We start from the raw sequence: 20880 nt of genomic DNA on the forward strand, positions 1-20880 counted from the left end.
TGCCGTCCGGACGGTCGCGTCGCCGTTGACCAGGCATTCTTCCTCGTGAGATACGGTCTCGCACCGTGACTTCGCTGCGCGACTGGCTGAATCCCGCCCGGCCCGCCGAGCCGGCGCCGCTGGCCGACCCGGCCGAGCGCCGCGCGGCGACGTTCGAGCTGGTCATCGTCTTCTCGATCACCCTCGGCCTGGCCGGTTTGCGCAGCCTGCTGTCGCTTGTGGACGCACTGTTACGGCCGGAGCCGCTGAACCGGCAGCAGGTCGCCATCAACGTGCCGCAGGCCACCGTGGACCTGGTCGACCTGCTCAAGCAGCTGCTGTCGGTGGCGCAGTTGGTCGGCTGGGGCGCGCTCGGCCTCTACCTGCTGTGGCGCGGCGGGATGCGGCTGGCGGCGATCGGACTCGACCGGCGCCGGCCGGGCCGGGACCTCCGCTGGGGCGTCGGACTCGCCGCGCTGATCGGGATACCCGGGCTCGCGCTGTACTTCGTCGGGTGGTGGCTCGGCGCCAACCTCGCGGTGCAACCGTCCACTTTGACGGACACCTGGTGGCGGCCGATCACGTTGACGCTCGCCGCGTTCGGCAACTCCTTCGCCGAGGAGGTGCTGGTGATCGGCTACCTGCTCACCCGGTTGCGCCAGCTCGGCTGGGGGGAGAACCGGTCGCTGCTGCTCGCCGCCGTGCTGCGCGGGTCCTACCACCTGTACCAGGGGGTCGGCGGGTTCGTCGGCAACCTCGTGATGGGGCTGGTGTTCGGCAGGGTCTGGCAGCGCACGAACCGGCTCTGGCCGCTGGTCGCGGCGCACACGCTGCTGGACGTGGTGGCCTTCGTCGGCTACGCGCTGCTCCGCGGCCGGGTCGGCTGGCTGCCCTGATTCGCGGCGGTCGCCGCGCAACGATTCACCCACCGGCCGCGTGGTTCGTGTCGTCGAACGGTGCCGCGCGCCCGCTGTTCGGGTGCCCCGATCAGCGGTCGGCATGCGGCTACGCTCGCCGCTGTGAACCCAACCAACCGAGTGGACACCGAGGTCGGGCCGCTGCGCAGCGTCCTGCTGCACCGGCCGGGCAACGAGCTCAAGCGGCTCACCCCACGCAACAACGACCAGCTGCTGTTCGACTCCATCCCGTGGGTGGACCGGGCGCAGGAGGAGCACGACGCCTTCGCCGACGTCCTCCGCGGGCGTGGGGTGGAGGTGCTGCTGCTCGCCGACGTGCTGCGCACCGCGCTGGCCGACCCGAGGGCGCACGCGGCGGGCGTGCACGCCGCGGTGGACCACCGGAGGCTCGGCGAGGCACTCGCCGACTCGCTCCGCTCGCACCTGTCCACTGTGGATGCCGTGACGCTGGCCGAGGTGCTGATGTCGGGCATGACGTTCGAGGAGCTGCCGGCGGCGGAGGGGGCGTCGCTGGTGCGGAGGATGCACCACCCGCACGACTTCGCCGTCGACCCGCTGCCCAACCTGCTGTTCACCCGCGACTCGTCCGTGTGGATCGCCGACAGGGTGGCGGTGTCCTCGCTCGCCATGCCCGCGCGGAGCCGGGAGACCGCGCTGCTCGACCTGGTCTACGCCTACCACCCGCGATTCCGCGGCGCCCCGCGGGCCTACGGCGCGCACTCGGCGCCGATCGAGGGCGGTGACGTCCTGCTGCTCGCGCCGGGGGTGCTGGCCGTGGGCGTCGGGGAGCGCACGAGCCCGGCCGGCGCGGAGTCGCTCGCCCGCTCGGTGTTCGCCGACGACATCGCGCACACGGTGCTGGTCGTGCCGATCGAGCAGTCGAGGGCGACCATGCACCTGGACACGGTGTGCACGATGGTCGGAAGGGACGCCGTGGTGATGTACCCGCTGGCCAGGGAGGCGTTGCGGGCCTACTCGGTGCGCCCGGACGGCGACGGCGAGTTGCGGGTGGACGGGCCGGCCCCGTTCCTCGACGCGGCCGCCGAGGCGATGGGGATCGACCGGCTCCGGGTGATCGACACCGGGCTGGACCCGGTGACCGCCGAGCGGGAGCAGTGGGACGACGGCAACAACACGCTCGCCCTCGCCCCCGGCGTGGTGGTCGGCTACGAGCGCAACGTCGAGACGAACGAGCGGCTGGAGGAGGCCGGGATCGAGGTGCTCAGGATCGCCGGGTCCGAGCTCGGCTCCGGCCGGGGCGGCCCGCGCTGCATGTCCTGCCCGATCGCCAGGGATCCGATCTCGACGTGAACGATCTTCACGGAAAGAAAGGCTTGCCTAATGACAAGAAAGCCTTGCCTAAGAATGCGGGTGGAGCCTTTCGAGTACACTTAGGTAAGGCTAATCGAAATTAGATTCACCTACGCTTACAATGCTACTCGAATGGGTCGCGGATCACGAGGGAAAAGTGGATTTTTCCGCGCGCTCCCGCGTATCTTGGAGGCATGGCCCTCACCAAGAAGCATCCGCGTTCCAAGTTCTACGAACTGCTGCAGGGGCAGGTGCACAACGAGTTCCACGCCTCGCAGCAGTACATCGCACTGGCGGTCTGGTTCGACAACGAGGACCTGCCGCAGCTCGCCAAGCACTTCTACCGGCAGTCGGTCGAGGAGCGCAATCACGCGATGGCGATCGTGCAGTACCTGCTGGACACCGACCACCACGTGGAGGTTCCCGGCACCGGCGAGGTCCGCAACGACTTCTCCGACCCGGTGGAGCTGGTCGAGCTCGCGCTGGCCCAGGAGAAGGAGGTGGCCGCGGACGTCAAGACGTTGGCCAAGGCCGCCCGCTCCGAGGACGACTACCAGGGCGAGCAGTTCATGCAGTGGTTCCTCAAGGAGCAGGTCGAGGAGATCTCCCAGATGTCCACGCTGCTCAACGTGATGAAGCGGGCGAAGGGCAACCTCTTCGACGTGGAGAACTTCCTGCACCGCGAGTCGGTGGGCGACCACGGCGACGACCCGACGATGCCCCCGGTGGCCGGCGGCGCGCTGTAAGCGTGTAAGCGGGAGAGAACGGCGAGAACAGCCCCGGGGCGGTGCCGGCCCGGGGCTTTCCGTTGTGCGTCCCGGCGGGCGCCTCAGCAGCCCGGCTGGTCGGCGACCAGGTGCAGCACGGTGACCGTGGCCCCCTTCGTGCCGAAGTAGTATCGGGCGCCCGGGCCGGCCGGCGCCGTCATGCCGTGCGGGTCGGCGGCCAGGTTCGGGTAGGCGGCCTCCAGCTCGGCAACCGAGGAGCCCACCCCGACCCCCTCCGGGGTGGTGGCGCCGGAGGCGGCGAAGTACACCACGCCGCGGGAGCCGGAGATGGTGACCTGCTGGATCGCCTTCGTGCCCTCGGTGAGCCGGTACTCGCCGCAGTCGTCCGGCGGCGGCGCCGCGTCCTCGCTGGTGGCCAGCATCCCGGTGCGCACCGCGGCCTGAAACGACATCCCCAGCCTGAGCGGCCCGTACCCGTCGGGCCCGAGCACCGGCGCGGACAGCGCCACGCCGGGCCGCGCGGTGGGCGTGCCACTCGAAGGACCGGACGTCGGCGGCGTCGGCGGGCTGATCGGCTCGTCGGCAGGGGTCCGGCCCTCGGGCTCGGTCGTCTCGTCCTGGTTGGGGTGGACGGGGGGCTCCGGCGCGGTCGAGGACGACGCCGTCTCGATCGCAAGGCCGGCCGCGTCGTCGCTGGCCACGTCCTGCCCTGGCCGCTCCGGCCGCTGGCCGCCGAGCAGCACCGCACCGATCACCAGGGCCACCACCGCGAGCGTGCCGGCGCCGCTGCTGGCGAGCATTCGGCGGCGGTGCACCCTGCGGGCGCCCCGGACGATGACGGCCTCGGCCCCGGAACGTGGCCGCAGCTCGAGCCGCTCGTCGGCGAACAGCCTGCGCAGCTCGCGTTCGAGCTCATCGTCAGTCGAACTCACGTTCCCTCCCTTCCGGCCGCTCGGCCGGCGTGAGCTTCGCCCGCAGCGACGCGATCGCCTTGCTCGCCTGGCTCTTCACGGTGCCCTGGGTCACTCCGAGCGACGCGGCGATCTCCGCCTCGCTCAACCCGTCGTAGTAACGCAGCACGATGACCGCGCGTTGCCTCGGCGGCAGCGCGCGCAACGCCTGCCACAGCGGCTCGTGCTCGAAAGGGTCGGAGTGGGTCACCGACCGGGTGTCGGTGGCGTCGGCGATGTCGGCGACCAGGCTTTCCCGGCGCAGCCGGCGCCATCGGCTGATGTGCGCGTTGGCCATGGAGCGGCGGATGTAGGCCAGCGGGTCGCCGGTCTTGCGCTGGACGTGCGGCCACCGGGAGCCGATCTTCTCCAACACGCTCTGCACCAGGTCGGCGGCGTCGTGCGGGTTGCCGGTCAGGGCGTGGCCGTAGCGGAGCAGCCCGGGCAGCGCGGCGTGCACGAACTCACCGAAGTCCGTGGCGTCGCCGGGCACCGCCCTCCCCTTCTCTCGGCGCGCTGACCTCCCCACCTCACCCCTTGGGATGACAGGCACGAATGCGGTCACCGTAACGCCTCTTTCCGGGGTCGCCTGCACTGGCCACGTCCGACCAGCTACACGCGCGCGCGGTCCCGGAGGTTGTCCCGGGTGCTCCCCCTCACCCGGGCGGGGCCGGTGTTCTGGGCCGCACTCCTCCCGCCTCCGCTCCTCCCTCGCTGGCGCTCGGTCGATGCTCGGCGGTCGTCGCGCGACCGTCAGCGCAGGGTGAGCTGGCGGCCGAGGAGACCGTCGCGGGCCCGCCGCTCGGCGGCGTTGAGCGGCTCGTCGTCGAGCGAGCGCAGCGCCTCCTCCAGCCGGTCGCCGAGCCGCTCGGCCGGCTCCTTCCACTCCTGGGCGTGCGCCTCGGGGTCGAGGTCCCAGACCGGCACGAGCAGGCCGTGCGCGCGAAACGACCCGGCGTAGCGGGAGCCCTCGCCGAGGCCGATCTCGCCGGCGGCGGAGAGCCGGGCCAGTGCCTGCAGGACCTTGTTCTCCGGCTCGGGCCGCACCCACCGCAGGTGCGCCTTGTCGCCGGGGAGCACCCAGTAGGCGCCGGTGCCGAGCCGCTCGGAGGGCTTGATCGCGGCGTTGGCCCGCTCGAGCGACATGGCGACCTCGCCACTGGGCTCGGTGCCCTCCGGCAGCCACCAGGAGAAGTCCTCGTGGAGCTGGATGTCCAGCTCGGCGTCGGCGACCAGCAGGTCCTGCAGCCGCTCCCCCTCGGCCGGTGGGCTGGTGGTGTCCGGAACGGACAGCACGTCACCGGGTTCGGCGGTGAGCACCCAGCGCAGCGCGCGGCCGAGGTCACGGCTGATGTCGGAGGAGCGGGTCTGCACCTGTAGCCCGACGAACGCCTCGCCGTCACCCCGGACGAACGCGGCGGCCGCCATCGGCAACACCGTGGCCAGCGTGACGCTCCGATCCGGACTGTCCCGGAGGGAGAGTCGCGCGGTGGCGGACGGCACGAACTCGCGCAGCGCGATCAGCTCCGGCTCGGCGGCCAGCCCCTCGAACGGCTGTGCCACGAACACGTCCCGGACCTTGGGCTTGCGGTCCTTCTTCGGCCCCTTCTTCCGGGCGGCCTTGCCCATGTCGCCTCCTCGCTCGTGCTCGCCGGAGACGCTACCGAACGCGCCCGCGGCGACCATCGGGCGCCCGGGGCGGACGGGCGCGCCTCATCGCTCGTCGCGTCGGCAGCGGTCCGGGTGGTGGCACCTTCCCGTACAGATGGTCACGCCGCCGTGAATGGTGCCGGCCTGGACGACGTCGTGCGCGTCACCGACCTGGTTGTGCACCGCCGGGGGAGCTCTCCGGCGTTCCCGGGCCCGCTCGGCGAGCTTCTCGCGCACCAGGCCCAGCAGGAGATCCGCGAGGCCGAGCCCCAGCCTGACGGTACCGACCAGCAGACCCGCCACCAGGGAGAACGCGGTTCCCAGGAGAAGGGCCGACGCACTGTTCTGGGCAGCCTCGGCTAGGCGTTCGAATACAGAGAGGGGTCGAACATTCCTAACCGATAGGGCGTCACTGCCAGCGGTGTCTCCTCCCGTGCGGCTGACGACTGCCGGCCAGAGTAGCGGACCGGGCAACGCGAACCGGGGCGAAACGCTCGATCGGCCGGATAGGCTCGGGCCATGTTCGACCCCGCCGATCCGGTGTTCCTCGCCAACCCCTACCCGGCGTTCGCCGCGGTGCGCGCGGCCGGCGAGGTGCACCACCACGAGGGCCTCGGGCTCGCCGTAGCCGTGTCGCACGCCGCCGCCTCGGCCGTGCTCCGGCATCGCGGTCTCGGCCGGATCTGGACCGACGCCGCCCCCGCCGAGCGGTTCGCCGCGTTCAACCTCCTGCACCGCCACTCGCTGCTGGAGAGCGAGCCGCCCGCACACACCCGGCTGCGCCGGCTCGTCTCGTCCGCCTTCGCCCGCGGCCACGTCGAGCGGCTGCGGCCCCGGGTGGCCGCCCTCGCCACCGGTATGGTGCGCGCGCTCGCCGCCGAGATCCGCCGGGACGGCCGGGCCGACGTGCTGACCCACCTGGCCGAGCCGCTCCCGGTCGAGGTGATCGCCGAGCTGCTGGCCGTGCCGCCCGCCGATCGGCCTAAGCTGGCGCCCTGGTCGCACGCCATCGTCAAGATGTACGAGTACGGCCTGCCGCCCGCGCGGCGAGACGCGGCCGAGCGGGCCGCCGCCGAGTTCGCCGGCTACCTGCGCGACCTGGCCGCCGTCCGCGCCCGGCGACCCGGTGACGACCTGGTCAGCCACCTCGTGGCGAGCGAGCTCACCGAGGACGAGGTGGTGGCCACGGCCGCGCTGCTGCTGATGGCCGGCCACGAGGCCACGGTGAACGTGATCGGCAACGGCGTGCTCGCCCTGCTCACCCACCGGGACCAGTGGGATCGCCTGGTGGCCGATCCCGGACTGCTGGAGCCGGCGGTGGAGGAGCTGATCCGCTTCGACTCGCCGCTGCAGCTGTTCGAGCGCACGGCGACGCGGGATGTGGAGATCGCCGGCCACCGGGTGGCCGAGGGCGAGAAGATCGCCGCGCTGCTCGGCGCCGCCGCCCGCGACCCGGCGGTGTTCCCCGACCCGGACACCCTCGACGTCGGCCGCCACCCGAACCCGCACCTCGGCTTCGGCGGCGGCATCCACTACTGCGTCGGGGCACCGCTGGCCAGAGTGGAGGTCGCCGCCGCGCTCGGCGCGCTCACCCGTGAGCTGCCCGGACTGCGGCTGGCCGAGCCGCCGCGCCGCCGCCCCGAGTTCGTCATCCGTGGCCTGCGCACCCTCCCGGTGACCGTCGGTTAGGAGACCGCTGAACCCCCCAGTCGTCATCGGCAGCCCGCCTGCCACAGCCAAGCTGGGGGTGTGAGGCGCATGTGTCCGTCGCCGCCCCGCCGGTTACCTCCACGACCATCGGGGTGCGGCATGTCTGATCTCGGGCTCCTGCTGAGGCACTTCAGCACCGAGGCGGCCTGGGCGGTGGCGGGGGCGGAACGCGTCGCGCAGGACGCCAAGGTCTCGCAGGTCCACGCTCACCACCTCGCCCGTGCCGTTGCCCTGGGTGCCGGTATCGGTGCCCGCGCACTACGTGCGGCGGACATTCCGGCATCGGCCATCAGCAACGTCCCACCCCCAGCACCACGGCGGTGGAGGATGCCGAAACCTACCTTTCGACGGCCACCGACCAACGACGCGGCCCGCCTGTTGGCTCGGTTGTCACCGCTCGACCGGGTGGCGAACTTGATCTTCAATCGGATCCGCCACCCGGCGGAGGGGGAAGACTTCCAGCACGCGGTGACACTGGCCTTCCGGATCTCCCAGCGACGGTCCAGTGACATCACGGACACCGGAGACCTGCTGCTCGCTCTCCTGGCCATGCTCGCGCGAGAGCTCGCCGACGTACCGTTCCGGACCACGGACCTGAACCAGATGATCGACGAGCAACGGCGTCGAAAACCCGAACGCCGCCCGGATCCGCGTCACCAGCCGGGCTAGCGGGCGCTGCCGGTGGGGCGGTTTGGGCGGGGTGGCCTCGGCGCGCCGGTGACCCCGCGGACCTGCCACGGCCGCACGCCCCGGGAGAGCACCTCGTCCAGCGGCGCCAGCAGCAGCGTGAACCGGCCGACCACCACCGCGGTGAGCGCCGCCAGCGCGGCCGCGGACAGGTCGAGCAGGCCGCTCAGCAGCACGCTGTCCGCCTGCGCCTGCACGCCGTCCCGCATCCGCCAGACGATCACCGTGACCAGCAGCAGCCCGTTGGTCACCCAGGCCGCCCACCACCACAGCACCAGCCGGGTCGGCCGCGGCCGCTGGTCCACCGGCCGGCGCAGCACGGCGTGCTCCAGCTCGGCGAGGATCGACCCGGCCAGCACGAGGTTCGGCCCCGGCAGCAGCGTGCCCACCAGCACCTGCCACACCGGCCGGGGCGGCTCGGCGCCGATCTCGGCGGCCGCGGCGGCCCGCGCGAGGAACAGCCACCACAGCGCGCCGACCACGGCGAACACCGCCATGACGAACGTCAGCAGTGAACCGGCGAGCACCAGCGCGTCGGAGGCGCCCACGACGTCGCGGTCCAGCGCCGAGGTGCGGCTGTGGATGAGCAGTGCGTACCGCCAGCCCTCGCCGACCGCGGTGACCCCGGCGAGCCCGGCGAGGACCCACAGCAGCCCGGTGACGTTGCGGGCCACCATCCGGAGCCGCTGCATGGGCGGCGCGCCGGTGGCCGGCACGCCCGGCACCACGGTCGGCGACCGCCAGACCACGTGTGGGAAGCCCCAGCGCGGCGGCGTCGGGTAGGCCGGCGGCCCGGTGTACCGCGCCGGCCGGTGCGCCGGGCGCCGTGGCACGGCCCCCGGCGGCGGGCTGGCCACCCACCGCACCCGTGGCCGCACCGGCGCGGCGGCCAGGGGCCGCACAGCCGCGTGAGCCGGCCAGCCCGGCCGCGCGGGCGGGACGGGCGAGTACGGCGGGTGCTGGCCGGGGTGCATCGCGGTCAGAGAACCTCGGGCCGCTCGCCCTCGCGCTCGGCCACCAGCGGGCGACCCTCGGTCTGCCACGACTTCATGCCGCCCGCGACGTTCACCGCGTCCCAACCGTTGGCGTTCAACCACGCCGCGGCCCGCGCGGAGCGGCCGCCGGTGCGACAGACCACGTACAGCGGCCGGTCGTCCGGCAGCGCGGCCACCTCGGCCAGCCGGGCCGGCAGGTCACCGAGCGGGATGTGCAGCGCCTCGGGCGCGTGCCCGGCGACCCACTCGTCCCGCTCCCGGACGTCGAGCAGCGCGAGGCCGCTCTTCGGCAGGTCGGCGACGGAGGCCGTGGGCACGTCGGTCAGGTCCACCACGGCTCCATCGTCGCATGTGGCACCGTCTGCCGCGCGTGAAAGGGCGCCGTCATCAGTGCGCGGTGGCCTTCTCGGCGCCGGCCCCGGTGAGCGCGCGCACCTCCATCTCGGCGTACTTGCCCTCCAGGTGCTCCTTGGACAGCACGGTGCCCAGCCAGCCGAGGAAGAACGACAGCGGGATGGACACCAGCCCCGGGTTGGACAGCGGGAACCACGCGAAGTCGACGCCGGACAGCATGGACTTCGGGCCGCCGGACACCGCCGGCGAGAAGACGATGAGCAGGATGGTCACCGCGAGACCGCCGTAGATGCTCCACAGCGCGCCGGAGGTGTTGAACCGCCTCCAGAACAGCGAGTACAGGATGGTCGGCAGGTTCGCCGACGCGGCCACCGCGAAGGCCAGCGCCACCAGGAACGCCACGTTCTGGTTCTTCGCCAGGATGCCGCCGACGATGGCGACCGCGCCGATCACCAGTGCGGTGATCCGCGCGACCCGCACCTCGGCGAGCTTGCTGTCCACCTTGCCCTTCTTGATGACGTTGGCGTAGACGTCGTGGGCGAAGGAGGCGCTGGCGGTGATGGTCAGTCCGGCCACCACCGCGAGGATGGTGGCGAAGGCGACCGCGGCGATGAACCCGAGCAGGATCGGCCCACCGAGCGCCTGGGCCAGCAGCGGCGCCGCGGCGTTCTCCCCACCGGGCGCCGCGGCGATCGCGTCCCGCCCGACCAGCGCCGCCGCGCCGTAACCGAGGGCCAGGGTGAACAGGTAGAACAGGCCGATCAGCCCGATCGCCCAGACCACCGAGCGGCGGGCGTCGCGCGCGGTGGGCACCGTGTAGAAGCGCATCAGCACGTGCGGCAACCCCGCGGTGCCCAGCACCAGGGCCAGGCCCAGCGACAGGAAGTCGATCTTGCTGGTGTCCGTGGCGCCGTACCGCGCGCCGGGGCTGAGCAGCCGCTCACCACCCTCGCCGGCCCGGTCCACGGCCGCGCCGAGCACGGCGGAGAGGTTGAACCCGTAGCGGCCGAGCACCCAGACGGTCATCGCGCCGGCGCCGGTGATCAGCAGCGCGGCCTTGATGATCTGCACCCAGGTGGTGCCCTTCATCCCGCCGACCAGCACGTAGATGATCATCACCGCGCCGACCACGGCGATCACCACGGCCTGTCCCGCGTCACCGGAGATACCCAGCAGCAACGCCACCAGGATGCCGGCACCGGCCATCTGCGCCAGCAGGTAGAAGAACGACACGGCCAGCGTCGACACCGCCGCCGCGGCGCGCACCGGGCGCTGGCGCATCCGGAACGCGAGCACGTCGCCCATGGTGAACTTGCCGGTGTTCCGGAGCAGCTCGGCCACCAGCAGCAACGCCACCAGCCAGGCCACCAGGAACCCGATCGAGTAGAGAAACCCGTCGTAGCCGTACACCGCGATCGCGCCGGCGATGCCGAGGAACGACGCGGCCGACAGGTAGTCACCGGCGATCGCCACGCCGTTCTGCGGTCCGGTGAACGCCCGCCCCGCCGCGTAGTAGTCGGAGGCCGTGCGGGTGTTGCGGCTGGCGCGGAACACCACCACGAGGGTGATCACCACGAACAGCCCGAAGACGCTGATGTTGAGCGCGGGGTTGCCGCCCTCGATCCCCTGCGCGAGCGCGCTCACCGGCCCTCCCCCTCGATCTCCGCCCGCAGCTCGTCGGCGATCGGGTCGAGCTTGCGGTTGGCGTAGCGCACGTACAGCCCGGTGATCACGAAGGTCGACACGAACTGCAGCAAACCGAAGATCAGCCCGATGTTGATGTTGCCGACGACCTTGGTGGACATGAACCCGTGCGCGTAGTCGGCCAGCAGCACGTACAGCAGGTACCAGCCGAGGAACACCGCGGTCATCGGGAACACGAACGCGCGCAACCGCCTTCGCAGGAGCTGGAAGTCGCCGCTGGCCTGGACGCGGGCCCAGGTGTCCGTCGTCGGGCCGTGCTCGGTGCTGCTCATGTCCCCTCCTCGCCGGCGCGCTACTGGCACAACTGCACTACTGGGACAAATCCCGGGGAAGATCATCCTCCTCTGCCGGCTTAATCGCACCAGATCCAATCGAGTGAATAGGCTTACCGAAAGTAGTGGAAACGGCGCCAACTGGGAGAACGCGGTGAAACGGCCGGGCACTATTTCCGGTGCCGGCCCCTCGACAGCCGCACCCGTTCCTCCGCCCGGCCGAACCGCGCCACCGCGCGGTCCCGCATGAAGCCCAGCGGGTCGGGCGCGTGCAGCCGCAGCATCACCGCGTTGAGGTCACCGGGCATGCCCCGCGAGGTGCCGAGGCTGACCAGCACGGTGACCAGGAACGCCACCGGCACGGTGATCAGCGCGGGCTGCTCGACGAACCACGGCGCCCAGTTGCCGGTGTACTTGCTGACCGTGTTGCCCACCAGCGCGATCACCACGAGCGTGCCGCCGGCGATCATCCCGGCCATCGCGCCGGCCCAGGTGAGCCGCCGCCACCAGATGCCGAGCAGCAGCTGCGGGCAGAACGTGGACGCGGCCAGCGCGAACGACAGCCCGACGCTCAGCGAGAGGTCCTCGGTGTGCAGGCCCACCGCCAGCCCCATCGGGATGAGCGCCACCAGCGCGGCCGCCACCCGGAAGTCACGGACCCTGCCGTGCAGGACGTCGGTGGAGACCACCCCGGCCACGCTCACCAGCAGTCCGGACGAGGTGGACAGGAACGCCGCGAACGCGCCGGCGGCGGCGACCGCGCCGAGGACCTGCCCGGCCAGCCCGGGCAGCATCGCCGAGGGCAGCAGCAGCACCGCCGCGTCGGTGCGCCCGGTGACCAGCAGCTCCGGGACGTACATCCGGGACAACGCCCCGAGCAACGTCGGGAACAGGTAGAACAGACCGAGCAGCAGCAGGACGTGCACCGTGGTGCGGCGGGCGGCCTTGCCGTCGGGGTTGGTGTAGAACCGGACGAGGACGTGCGGCAGCCCCATCGTGCCGAGGAACGTCGCGAAGATCACCGAGTACGTGCTGAGCAGGTCCTCGGCGCCGCCCGACGCCGGCCGCAGCCAGCTCGGGTTGTCCTCGGTCGCCCCGGACACCACCGGCACCGGCGCGCCGGCCGGGAACCGCAACGTCGTCCCGGCCGAGACCCGGTACACGTCGCCCGGCACCCAGACCATCTGCTGGTCGCCGTCACGGACCAGCGTCTCCGACCCCACCGTCAACCCGACGTTGGTGTGGATGGACACCGACGTCTCCTCGGGGAAGGTCGGCGCCGTCGGCGCGCCCAGCTCCCCGGCGGAGCCGTCCGGCCTGGCCACGAAGAACACCGCGCACAGCACGAACGTCGGCGCGGCCAGCGCGAACAGCTTGAGCCAGTACTGCAACGCCTGCACCACGGTGACCGCGCGCATGCCACCGGCGATCACGTTCACCATCACGATCCCGGTGACCACCACCGCGCCGAGCCACGCGGGCGCCGGCATCAACGTGGTCAGCGCGAGCCCGGCGGCCTGCAGCTGCGGGACCATGTAGAGGATGCCGATGATGCAGACGAACATCGTGGCGACCTTGCGCAGGGTCACCGAACCCAGCCGCGCCTCGAGGAAGTCCGGCAGCGTGTAGGCGCCGGAGCGGCGCAGCGGCGCCGCCACGAACAGCATCAGCGCCAGGTAGCCGGCGGTGAAGCCGATCGGGTACCACAGGGCGTCGACGCCCTCCTTGAGCACGATCCCGGCGACGCCGAGGAACGACGCCGCGGAGAGGTACTCACCGGAGATGGCCGCCGCGTTGCGCCGGGACCGCACGGTGCGCCGCGCGACGAGGAAGTCGTGCGTGCTGTTGGCGAACCGGGACGAGCGATGACCCACGTAGAAGGTCATCGCGGCGACCAGCAGCATGCCGATCAGCGCCCACGGGTTCGACTCCACTCGCGGCATCCTCGCAGGTCGCCGGGGTGCGCGGGGATGCGCGTCCCGGGGGTCAGTTCTCGATCATGTCGACGAAATCACGCTCGTGGCGCTCGGCGAGGCGGTTGTACCACAGGCCGACCCCGAACAGCAGCGGGAACGGCGCCACACCGAGCAGCAGCCAGGGTAGCGGGACCCCGATGAAGGTCAGGGTGGCGAACGTGGGCGAGAAGTAGAACGCCAGCGGCAACGCGCCGAGCACGGCGAGCACCAGCATGGCCAGCAGCAGCCCGGTGCGCAGCTGCGCCTTCATCAGGTCCTTGATCAGCAGCTCGCCCCAGCTGGTCTGCTCCTCCAGCTCGACCCGGGCGCGCAGGGTGTGCGACTGCTGCCGCGGGTCGGCGAGGACCACCCGCTTGCGGCGGACCTTCGGCGGCGGCGGTGCCTCGGCCGGCTCGGGGGGTAGCCGCGGGAGCTGCTCGGTCTCGGCCTGGTACCGCCGACTCAGGTACTTCCCCAGCGTCGGGTCCGGTTCCCGGACCCCGCCGACCCTGCGGTAGAAGTCGTCGGTCATGGCCGCGTTTCCCGATCAGCCCGAGCGGGACGAGCCGACCAGCCGGTCCTTGAGCTCGCGGGTGTGCCGCCGGCTGACCGGCAGCACCTTCTCCTCGTTGCCGATCACCACCTGGTAGCCGCCCTGCCCCATGCGCAGCTCGGTGATCAGCGACAGGGAGACCAGGAACGAGCGGTGGATCCGCACGAAGCCGGCCTTTTCCCAGCGCTCCTCGAGCTGCGCGAGCGGGATGCGGACCAGGTGGCTGCCGTCGGTGGTGAACAGCCGGGCGTAGTCGCCCTGCGCCTCCACCCAGCGCACCGACGACCGCGGGATCAGCTTGGTGTTGCCGGCGAGCTCCACCGGGATGACCTCGTCGTCCGGCTGCGTCACGTCCCGGCCCACCGGGGCCGCCGCCCGGGTGGGCACGACCGCGGAGAGCTTGTCCAGCACCCTGCCGACGGCCTTGTCCAGCCGCTCCTGGCGGCACGGCTTGAGCACGTAGTCGACGGCGCCGAGGTCGAAGGCGTTCACCGCCTCCTCCGCGTGGCCGGTGACGAACACCAGCACCGGCGCGGGGTTGAGCGAGGCGAACACCCGGGACATCTCCATGCCGGAGAGGCCCGGCATGTTGAGGTCGGCGAACACCGCGTCGACCGGTGGGAGCCCGCGCTGCTTGCGGAGGCGGATCTCCTCGTCCTCGGAGCCGAGCAGGCGGAGCGCCTCGGAGGCGTCGACCGCCGGGATCACCCGGCCCACGTACGGGTTGGCCTCGAGACAGTGGCGGAGCTGGTCGAGCCCGGGCAGCTCGTCGTCCACGGCGAGGACGAGGAGCTTCCGGGTGTCATGTTGCACACTCACAGTGACAAGCATCCTGCCGCGTACCGGCCGCGATGTCCACACCGTGACCGAAGCTGCTCGGGCGAAGTGTCCGGCGGACCCGCTACAGGCCGAACCGGGACCAGGCCAGCCGGTGCTCCACCGCGTCCACCAGTGCCGCCGCGGGGCCGCCCATGCCCAGCCGGGCGAGCAGCGGCTTCTTCGGCTCGGCGACGCTGATCTCCGCGCTCGGGTACCGCTCGGCGAGCACCTCGCGCAGCGTGCCGAGGCCGTCGACGAGGCCGAGCTCGAGCGCCCGGGTCCCGAGCCAGACGTCACCGCTGAACAGGTCGGTGTCTGAGCCGTCGGAGCCGTCGGCGCCGAGCCGGTCGCCGCGGCGCTCCTTGACCCAGCCGACGAACAGCTCGTGGAGCTGGCCGTGCATGTGCTCCAGCCACTCCACGTCCTCCGTCTTCTCCGGACTGAACGGGTCGAGTCGCGCCTTGTTCGGCCCCGCGGTGTGCAGCCGGCGCTCGATGCCGAAGCGCTCCAGCAGCGCCGGGAAGCCGAACCCGTTGCTCACCACGCCGATCGAGCCGACCAGCGACGTACGGTGCGCGAAGATCTCGTCCGCGGCGCAGGCCAGCCAGTACCCGCCGGAGGCCGCCACGTCCTCGGCGAACGCCAGCACCGGGACGTTCCGCTTGGCGGCCAGCTGCCGCACCCGCTCGGCGATCAGCCCGGACTGCGTGGGCGCGCCGCCCGGCGAGTTGATCTGCAATGCGACGGCCCGCAGCCGGTCGTGGTCGAACGCCCTGGTCAGCGCGGACTCCACGGCGGAGTAGTTGATCGTGCCCCTGGCCAGCGGCGAGGGATGCGGCGTGATCACCCCGTGCAGCTTCACCACCGCCACGACCTCGCGGTCGCGGTCGCCGAGCTTGGGGATCCGGGAGGTCAGCTTGTCCGTCACGCTCATGGCGCCAGCGTACTGGCGGTCGACCGGCGGGCTCAGCGCAGCGACGGCGGCCGGGCCGGGGTTCCCGGCCGGGCCGACTGCTCCGGCACGCTCGCCGCGGCCTGGAAGTTCAGCATGTCCGGGCGCAGCCCGCGGACGAACTTCGGCACCCGCATGGTCACCTTCGTGCCGGCACCGGGGGCGGTCTCGACCATGAGCGCGTAGTCGCCCTGGAAGACGTTGCGCATCCGACGGTTGATGGCGCTCAGCCCGATGTGCGCGCTGCTGGTGGAGTCGCGCATCTCGTCGAGCAGGTCGGGGTCCATGCCGACGCCGTCGTCCTCGACGCTGATCTGCACCTCGGTGCCGTAGTCCTCGGCGGTCACGGTCACCGTGCCGCCGCCCGGCTTGGGCGCGAGGCCGTGCTTGACGGCGTTCTCCACCAGCGGCTGGATCAGCAGGAACGGCACGACCACGCCGAGCACCTCGGGGGCGATCTTGAGCCGCACGTTGAGCCGGGGACCGTACCGGGCGCCCTCGATGGTGAGGTAGCGGTCGATGTTGCGCAGCTCGTCGGACAGCGTGGTGTACATGCCCTCGGTGCGGAAGCAGTACCGGGTGAAGTCGGCGAACTCCTGCAGCAGCTCCCGCGCCTCCTCCGGATCGGTGCGGATGAGCGAGGAGATGGTGTTGAGCGCGTTGTAGACGAAGTGCGGCGAGATCTGCGCGCGCAACGCCTTGATCTCGGCCTGCTGAAGCTGGTGCTTGGTCTCCTCCAGCCGGGCCGCCTCGAACTGGGTGCAGACGAACTGGGCCACCGCGTCGGCCATCTGCACCAGCCGCTTGCCGCGGGTGCGGCCGACGACGATGAGGGTGGCCTCGGTCTTGTCCTCGACGATGATCGGCACGATCACCGCGGTCCGCATCCGGCAGTTGCCACGGTGGTCGCACGGCATGCGGTCGTGCGAGACCACCTCGCGGCGGTGCTTGCGGATGGTGGTGCCGATGGCGTCGACGAGGTCGACGTAGTGGTTGTTGGCCTCGCCGTCCCAGGACAGCAGGGTGCCCTCGCGGTCGGTGATCCCCACGGCGACGCACTTGAGCAGCTCGAACAGCCGCGTCGTGATCCGGTCCGCGGAGCCCTGGTCCAGGCCCTGACGCAGGTCCATGCTGGCCTTCGACATCAGGTAGACGGCCTCGAGCACCGCGTCGTCGACCACGCTGCTGGGTCGGCGATTGCGGACGACCATGACCAGCATCCCGATGCCGGCGAGCGCGGCGACCACCCACGGAAGAACCTGCGTGAGGGGGAGCCCGGGCACGGCGTCCATGCTCTGCGCTGGAGCCGACTCGTGCAAGGTCTACGGAACCACTTTCTGTACCCGATCGACAACGCTTCGGACAGGGAGTCCACCGCTCCGTTCTCTCCGGTCTGCCGGCGTGGGTTCGCCGCCCCCGCTCCTCTCACTCTCGGTGTCGCGCACCGAGCGGACGAGGGGGCGCTCGTCACTTCAGCAGCCGGGACAGCCGCCGGTCGGCCAGCGGCTTCCCACCGGTCTGGCAGGTCGGGCAGTACTGGAACGCCCTGTCCGCGAACGACACCTCGCGAACGGTGTCTCCGCACACCGGGCACGGCAGCCCGGTGCGCCCGTGCACCCGCAGCCCGGACCGCTTCTCCCCCTTCAACCGGGCGGCGTCCTGGCCGACCGAGCGGCGCACGGCGTCGGTGAGCACCTCCTGCACGGCCTCGGCCAGCCGGTCGAGCGCGTCGTCCGGGAGCTTGCCGGCCGTCGCGTACGGGGACAGCCGGGCGACGTGCAGGATCTCGTCGGAGTAGGCGTTGCCGATGCCGGCGATCACCGACTGGTCGGTGAGGACGGTCTTCAGCCGGCCGGTGCGCCCGGTCAGCGCCGCGGCGAGGCCCGCCCGGTCGAGCGCCAGCGCGTCCGGGCCGAGCCGGGCGATGCTCGGCACCTCGGCCGGATCCCGCACGATCCACACCGCGAGGCCCTTCTTCGTGCCCGCCTCGGTGAGGTCGAACCCGGGGCCGGTCGCCTCGTCGGCGGTGGCCGAGAGGCGCACCCGCAGCGCCAGCGGACCGCGGCCCGGCTTCGGCGGTGCCGGGGAGGGCGCGTCGATCCAGCGCAGCCAGCCCGCGCGGGCCAGGTGCACCACGAGGTGCAGGTCGCCGATCTCGACGTCGAGGTGCTTGCCGTGCCGGCCGGCGCCGGTGACCTCCCGGCCGTGCAACTCGGTCCACTGCGGGGTGACCGTCTTCAGCACGGCCAGCGAGGCCAGGTCGACCCGGGTGACGGTGCGGCCGACGGCGTGCTCGCGCAGGTGGTAGGCGAGCGCCTCGACCTCGGGCAACTCGGGCATGGCGCCCTCCGTGGTTCTCCGGTGTTCGTGGCCCAGCTTAGGCGGCCGGGCCGACGACCCGGCCCGGTTCCACTCGCTGGCGCGCGTCGGGCTGGCTCATTCCACGGGGTGCAGCGGGCCCTCGAAGTCCGGGATGTCGTGCCGCTGGATCGACTTGGCGATCTTGTTGACCTCGCCGCGGACGCGGAAGAAGCCGCGCACGGTGCCCACCCAGCGCTCGGAGGGCCGCTCGCCGGTGACATCGTCGACGCCGCCCTCGGTCTCGGCGACGACCGTCCACGGGCGGCGCAGGACCCAGCGCAGCGGGAAGAACAGCGCCACGACCAGCAGCGCGAGCGGGATCCAGCTCGGCACCACGACGTCCTCGGGCATCCACACGAGCAGCACCACGGCCAGCGCCAGGGTCACCAGCATCATCGCGATGCCGGGGCCGTAGCTGGCGGCGGCGTCGTGCTCGAAGTCGTCGGCGGTGGCCGGGCGTCGCCATTCCATCTGCGCCCGCACCACCCACTCCCGGCCGTCAGAGCCCTGTACCAGCCGGGTCATCGTCTCCTCCTGAGGCGGCCTGGTCGGCGTGCGCGAGCGGGACCAACGTTACCTTGATCAACTGCGCTGGGGAAACGTCAGATCGAGCGGTTACCGTGTCCGTTCGGTGGACGAACGGTCGCGCTCCGGAGCCCGCCCCCGGTCACCCGGCGCGTCCCGGAGGTGCGGCACGGTCCGGTGCCCACGAGGGACCCGATGTCCCGGCAGGTGACCGGCACGCGGAGTGCCGGCACGGTGTGACCGGCCCTCCGCGGCCGTCGGCAGGATCTTTCGGGGGCGCGTCGTGTCGGAACCGCGGCCGGGCGAACTCGGGGTCGACCGCGGCGGGCTGCCGCTGGGCGTGGTGACGAGGTGGTCGTTCTCGTCGCCCTCGTCGTCGCCGGGCTCGCTGGGGTCGATCCGTGGCGAGCCCGGGGTGCTCGACGGGCCCCCCATGGTGGTGGACGTGCCGGGCAGCTCGGAGCCGCCGGGGACCAGGTCGGCGGGGTTCACCACGCGAGGCAGCTCCACGGCCGCGGGCGGTCGGTACTCGTTGGCGGGCGGCTGCCGGTCCACCGGGGTGGCGCGGGGCTCGGGCAAGTGGCCGGGGATGCTGCGGCCCTGGCCGATCACCACCGAGGTCTCCGGCACCGGCGGTGGCTCGCCGATCCGCAGCTCGGCGCTGCCCCGACCGGGCAGCCCGATGTTCCAGGTCAGGCTGGGGTCGAACACGGTGGGTCCGACGGCGGCGCCGAACGCGCCCACGGCAGCGGTGGAGGCCAGGGCCAGGCCGACCTTCGCCTTGGTGCCCACGGCGAGCGCGATGCCGCCGGCCGAGGCGGCACCGGTGCCCGCCGCGGCGGCCGCGCCCGCGGCGCCCGTCCCGATGGCGCTGGTGCCGACGGCGCCGGTTCCGGAGACCGTGCCGATCGCCAGGGCGGACACCGGCACCAGGGCCACCAGCGCGCTGGCGTGCACCCGCAGGGCCGCGCACACGTCCTTCAGCTCGGCCTGGGTCGAGCGGCAGGAGGGGCAGACGAGCAGGTGGGCGCGGATCTTGCGGGCCTCGGCACCGGTGACACTGCCCGCCGTGTAGCCGCCGAGCTTCTCCACCACCGTGCGGCAGCCGTCCGAGCTGCGGTTGACGGCGAGGTGGGCCTGCAGGTAGGCGGCGCGCAGGCCGAGCCGGGCGCGGCGGGCCAGCGCCGCGGTGGCGTTGGGGCTGAGCCCGAAGTGCGGGGCCACCACCGCCGGCTGCTCGCCCTCGACCTCGGTCTGCCAGAGGACGGAGCGCCAGCGCTCGGGGAGGCTGGAGAAGGCGCGGGAGATCAGCGAGTGCTCGGCGGCCCTGGTCTGGGAGTCCGCGCCGGCGCCGGCGCGGGTGGTGAGCTCGTCGTCGGTGACCGGGACGTCGCGGCGGGCGCCGTGCCACTCCCACGACACCCGGCGGGCGACGGTGAGGAGGTAGGCGCGGACGTTGTCCCGGGGGCCGGCCCCGCGGCGGAGCGCCTGGAGGACGCGGAAGAAGGTCTCGGCGACGATGTCGTCGGCCTCGGCGGGGTCGTCCGCGAGGCTGAGCGCGAGCCGGCGCACGGCGGCGGCGTGCAGTTCGAAGAGCTCACCGAACGCCGCGTCCTCACCGTCCCGCAGACGCTGCAGGAGAGCGGGCTCGTCGGCCGCCGAGGGCGCTGCACGCACGTCGTCCCGGCGCGGATCCGACACCGTCATCCAGCCAGGCACCCCCTCCGGGTCGTAACCCTTTCGGTTGAATGCTGACACCATACGGAGCGAAGCCTGCCCAGTCACCCCTTGTACGTCCGCCGTAACCAGAGTCCCACCTTCCGGGTGGCTCGACAGCCGCCGAACGCCTCGGTATAGACTCTCCCCCACACCAACGAACGGTGTAGTGCGGACGTAGCGCAGCTGGTAGCGCATCACCTTGCCAAGGTGAGGGTCGCGGGTTCGAATCCCGTCGTCCGCTCGGCGGCGGGGACCCCTTGCTCGCGGAATGCGCTCGCCACGGCCGCCTCGCCATTGCATCTGGGGGCCGAGCCCCCAGACCCCCACGGTGCGAGCTCCTCGCCTTGGGCGAGCGCTGGTGACGTTGGTCGTGAACCAGCGTGGCGCGCGGGTTGCCTCGTCTCTTTGTCGCTTCGCTCGCTGGCGCTCGTTCGCGACGTGCCGCCCGTCGGGTGGCTGGGCACGTGATCTTCGTTCGGGACCGCGAAACCTGCGTTCGGGACGATGAGTTCCGCATTAAGGCGGGGCGGCATTTCTTGATCGCTTTGCTCGCTGCGCTCGCTCGCTGGTACCACCTGCGGGGTGGGTTGGGCGCGCTGGGCACGTTTCGTGGTGTGTCACCTTCGGTGTTGGTCGCCTTGGTTCTCCCCCGTCCCCTTCGTCCTTGCCGGCTTTGGCGGGGTGGGGCTCGGGTCCAGGGTGAGCGAAGCGAATCGCGCAGCGACGCCGAAGGCGCCCT

The 20880-nt window shown here is 72.2% G+C and carries 21 protein-coding genes and 1 tRNA gene; 6 read left to right on the forward strand and 16 right to left on the reverse strand.

Annotated features, from left to right (window positions below):
* Positions 1-65: 65 nt before the first annotated feature.
* From BM051_RS20760 to BM051_RS20770, 3 genes are all read left to right on the forward strand, one after another.
* Complete coding sequence (locus tag BM051_RS20760; RefSeq protein ID WP_177216976.1) at positions 66-875, forward strand: CPBP family intramembrane glutamic endopeptidase; 810 nt, start codon at positions 66-68, stop codon at positions 873-875.
* Positions 876-998: 123 nt separating this feature from the next.
* A complete protein-coding gene (locus BM051_RS20765; protein ID WP_092532910.1) occupies positions 999-2207 on the forward strand; it encodes an arginine deiminase in 1209 nt (402 codons plus the stop codon).
* A 194-nt stretch (positions 2208-2401) separates the two neighbouring features.
* Positions 2402-2953 carry a ferritin gene (locus BM051_RS20770; RefSeq protein ID WP_092532913.1) on the forward strand — a complete coding sequence of 184 codons (552 nt, stop codon included), beginning with the start codon at positions 2402-2404 and terminating at the stop codon, positions 2951-2953.
* 83 nt (positions 2954-3036) lie between these two features.
* On the opposite strand, the gene BM051_RS20775 is transcribed toward BM051_RS20770, so the two are convergent.
* From BM051_RS20775 to BM051_RS28615, 4 genes are all read right to left on the reverse strand, one after another.
* A complete protein-coding gene (locus BM051_RS20775) occupies positions 3037-3867 on the reverse strand; it encodes a hypothetical protein (RefSeq protein WP_092532916.1) in 831 nt (276 codons plus the stop codon).
* A complete protein-coding gene (locus BM051_RS20780) occupies positions 3854-4450 on the reverse strand; it encodes a SigE family RNA polymerase sigma factor (RefSeq protein WP_424923298.1) in 597 nt (198 codons plus the stop codon). Before BM051_RS20780 ends, BM051_RS20775 begins: the two co-directional genes overlap by 14 nt.
* 188 nt (positions 4451-4638) lie before the next feature.
* Complete coding sequence (locus BM051_RS20785) at positions 4639-5514, reverse strand: DUF5926 family protein (RefSeq protein WP_092533089.1); 876 nt, start codon at positions 5512-5514, stop codon at positions 4639-4641.
* A gap of 84 nt (positions 5515-5598) precedes the next feature.
* On the reverse strand, positions 5599-5838 hold the full coding sequence (locus BM051_RS28615) for a hypothetical protein (protein ID WP_134046268.1): 240 nt from the start codon (positions 5836-5838) through the stop codon (positions 5599-5601).
* Between the two features lie 216 nt (positions 5839-6054).
* Between BM051_RS28615 and BM051_RS20795 the strand changes: the two genes are divergently transcribed.
* Together BM051_RS20795 and BM051_RS28620 are read left to right on the forward strand one after the other, a co-directional pair.
* Positions 6055-7224, forward strand: a complete 1170-nt coding sequence (locus BM051_RS20795) for a cytochrome P450 (protein WP_092532925.1) — start codon at positions 6055-6057, stop codon at positions 7222-7224.
* 120 nt (positions 7225-7344) lie between these two features.
* Positions 7345-7914, forward strand: a complete 570-nt coding sequence (locus BM051_RS28620) for a hypothetical protein (protein ID WP_134046270.1) — start codon at positions 7345-7347, stop codon at positions 7912-7914.
* Here the strand turns inward: BM051_RS28620 and BM051_RS20805 are convergent.
* The 12 genes from BM051_RS20805 to BM051_RS20860 form a co-directional block, all read right to left on the reverse strand.
* Positions 7911-8906 (reverse strand): DUF4328 domain-containing protein, encoded by a 996-nt coding sequence (locus BM051_RS20805; protein ID WP_177216977.1) that lies wholly within the window; start codon positions 8904-8906, stop codon positions 7911-7913. The genes BM051_RS28620 and BM051_RS20805 overlap by 4 nt on opposite strands.
* A gap of 5 nt (positions 8907-8911) precedes the next feature.
* Positions 8912-9262: a rhodanese-like domain-containing protein gene (locus tag BM051_RS20810; RefSeq protein WP_092532932.1), complete on the reverse strand. Its 351-nt coding sequence runs from the start codon at positions 9260-9262 to the stop codon at positions 8912-8914.
* A gap of 52 nt (positions 9263-9314) precedes the next feature.
* Positions 9315-10925, reverse strand: a complete 1611-nt coding sequence (locus tag BM051_RS20815; RefSeq protein WP_092532934.1) for a solute symporter family protein — start codon at positions 10923-10925, stop codon at positions 9315-9317.
* A complete protein-coding gene (locus tag BM051_RS20820; protein ID WP_092532937.1) occupies positions 10922-11257 on the reverse strand; it encodes a DUF485 domain-containing protein in 336 nt (111 codons plus the stop codon). The genes BM051_RS20815 and BM051_RS20820 overlap by 4 nt, the downstream gene beginning before the upstream one ends.
* A 170-nt stretch (positions 11258-11427) precedes the next feature.
* The gene (locus tag BM051_RS20825; RefSeq protein ID WP_092532940.1) at positions 11428-13191 is read right to left on the reverse strand and encodes a sodium/solute symporter; all 1764 of its coding nucleotides are present in this window, start codon (positions 13189-13191) and stop codon (positions 11428-11430) included.
* A gap of 52 nt (positions 13192-13243) precedes the next feature.
* The gene (locus BM051_RS20830; RefSeq protein ID WP_092532943.1) at positions 13244-13744 is read right to left on the reverse strand and encodes a hypothetical protein; all 501 of its coding nucleotides are present in this window, start codon (positions 13742-13744) and stop codon (positions 13244-13246) included.
* A gap of 15 nt (positions 13745-13759) precedes the next feature.
* The gene (locus tag BM051_RS20835) at positions 13760-14596 is read right to left on the reverse strand and encodes a LytR/AlgR family response regulator transcription factor (protein WP_092532945.1); all 837 of its coding nucleotides are present in this window, start codon (positions 14594-14596) and stop codon (positions 13760-13762) included.
* 70 nt (positions 14597-14666) lie between these two features.
* The gene (locus BM051_RS20840) at positions 14667-15518 is read right to left on the reverse strand and encodes a S49 family peptidase (RefSeq protein WP_092532948.1); all 852 of its coding nucleotides are present in this window, start codon (positions 15516-15518) and stop codon (positions 14667-14669) included.
* A 32-nt stretch (positions 15519-15550) separates the two neighbouring features.
* Positions 15551-16828 carry a histidine kinase gene (locus tag BM051_RS20845; RefSeq protein ID WP_092532950.1) on the reverse strand — a complete coding sequence of 426 codons (1278 nt, stop codon included), beginning with the start codon at positions 16826-16828 and terminating at the stop codon, positions 15551-15553.
* 175 nt (positions 16829-17003) lie between these two features.
* On the reverse strand, positions 17004-17876 hold the full coding sequence (locus tag BM051_RS20850) for an Fpg/Nei family DNA glycosylase (protein WP_092532953.1): 873 nt from the start codon (positions 17874-17876) through the stop codon (positions 17004-17006).
* 96 nt (positions 17877-17972) lie between these two features.
* Positions 17973-18422: a DUF983 domain-containing protein gene (locus tag BM051_RS20855; protein WP_092532956.1), complete on the reverse strand. Its 450-nt coding sequence runs from the start codon at positions 18420-18422 to the stop codon at positions 17973-17975.
* A 90-nt stretch (positions 18423-18512) separates the two neighbouring features.
* Positions 18513-20129, reverse strand: coding sequence for a sigma-70 family RNA polymerase sigma factor (locus BM051_RS20860; protein WP_166677785.1), 1617 nt, complete (start codon positions 20127-20129; stop codon positions 18513-18515).
* Positions 20130-20309: 180 nt separating this feature from the next.
* Between BM051_RS20860 and BM051_RS20865 the strand changes: the two genes are divergently transcribed.
* Positions 20310-20382: transfer RNA gene (locus BM051_RS20865), tRNA-Gly, on the forward strand.
* Positions 20383-20880: the final 498 nt, after the last annotated feature.

Origin of the sequence: Amycolatopsis arida (genome assembly GCF_900115565.1) — a bacterium.
Taxonomy (GTDB): Bacteria; Actinomycetota; Actinomycetes; order Mycobacteriales; family Pseudonocardiaceae; genus Yuhushiella; species Yuhushiella arida.

Bases quoted from the DNA above. Each gene is read 5' to 3' on its own strand.
- BM051_RS20770 (WP_092532913.1), top strand. From the start codon at position 2,402: ATGGCCCTCACCAAGAAGCATCCGCGTTCCAAGTTCTACGAACTGCTG.
- BM051_RS20785 (WP_092533089.1), bottom strand. From the start codon at position 5,514: ATGGGCAAGGCCGCCCGGAAGAAGGGGCCGAAGAAGGACCGCAAGCCC.
- BM051_RS20795 (WP_092532925.1), top strand. From the start codon at position 6,055: ATGTTCGACCCCGCCGATCCGGTGTTCCTCGCCAACCCCTACCCGGCG.
- BM051_RS28620 (WP_134046270.1), top strand. From the start codon at position 7,345: ATGTCTGATCTCGGGCTCCTGCTGAGGCACTTCAGCACCGAGGCGGCC.
- BM051_RS20805 (WP_177216977.1), bottom strand. From the start codon at position 8,906: ATGCACCCCGGCCAGCACCCGCCGTACTCGCCCGTCCCGCCCGCGCGG.
- BM051_RS20820 (WP_092532937.1), bottom strand. From the start codon at position 11,257: ATGAGCAGCACCGAGCACGGCCCGACGACGGACACCTGGGCCCGCGTC.
- BM051_RS20830 (WP_092532943.1), bottom strand. From the start codon at position 13,744: ATGACCGACGACTTCTACCGCAGGGTCGGCGGGGTCCGGGAACCGGAC.
- BM051_RS20835 (WP_092532945.1), bottom strand. From the start codon at position 14,596: ATGCTTGTCACTGTGAGTGTGCAACATGACACCCGGAAGCTCCTCGTC.
- BM051_RS20840 (WP_092532948.1), bottom strand. From the start codon at position 15,518: ATGAGCGTGACGGACAAGCTGACCTCCCGGATCCCCAAGCTCGGCGAC.
- BM051_RS20845 (WP_092532950.1), bottom strand. From the start codon at position 16,828: ATGGACGCCGTGCCCGGGCTCCCCCTCACGCAGGTTCTTCCGTGGGTG.
- BM051_RS20850 (WP_092532953.1), bottom strand. From the start codon at position 17,876: ATGCCCGAGTTGCCCGAGGTCGAGGCGCTCGCCTACCACCTGCGCGAG.
- BM051_RS20855 (WP_092532956.1), bottom strand. From the start codon at position 18,422: ATGACCCGGCTGGTACAGGGCTCTGACGGCCGGGAGTGGGTGGTGCGG.
- BM051_RS20860 (WP_166677785.1), bottom strand. From the start codon at position 20,129: ATGACGGTGTCGGATCCGCGCCGGGACGACGTGCGTGCAGCGCCCTCG.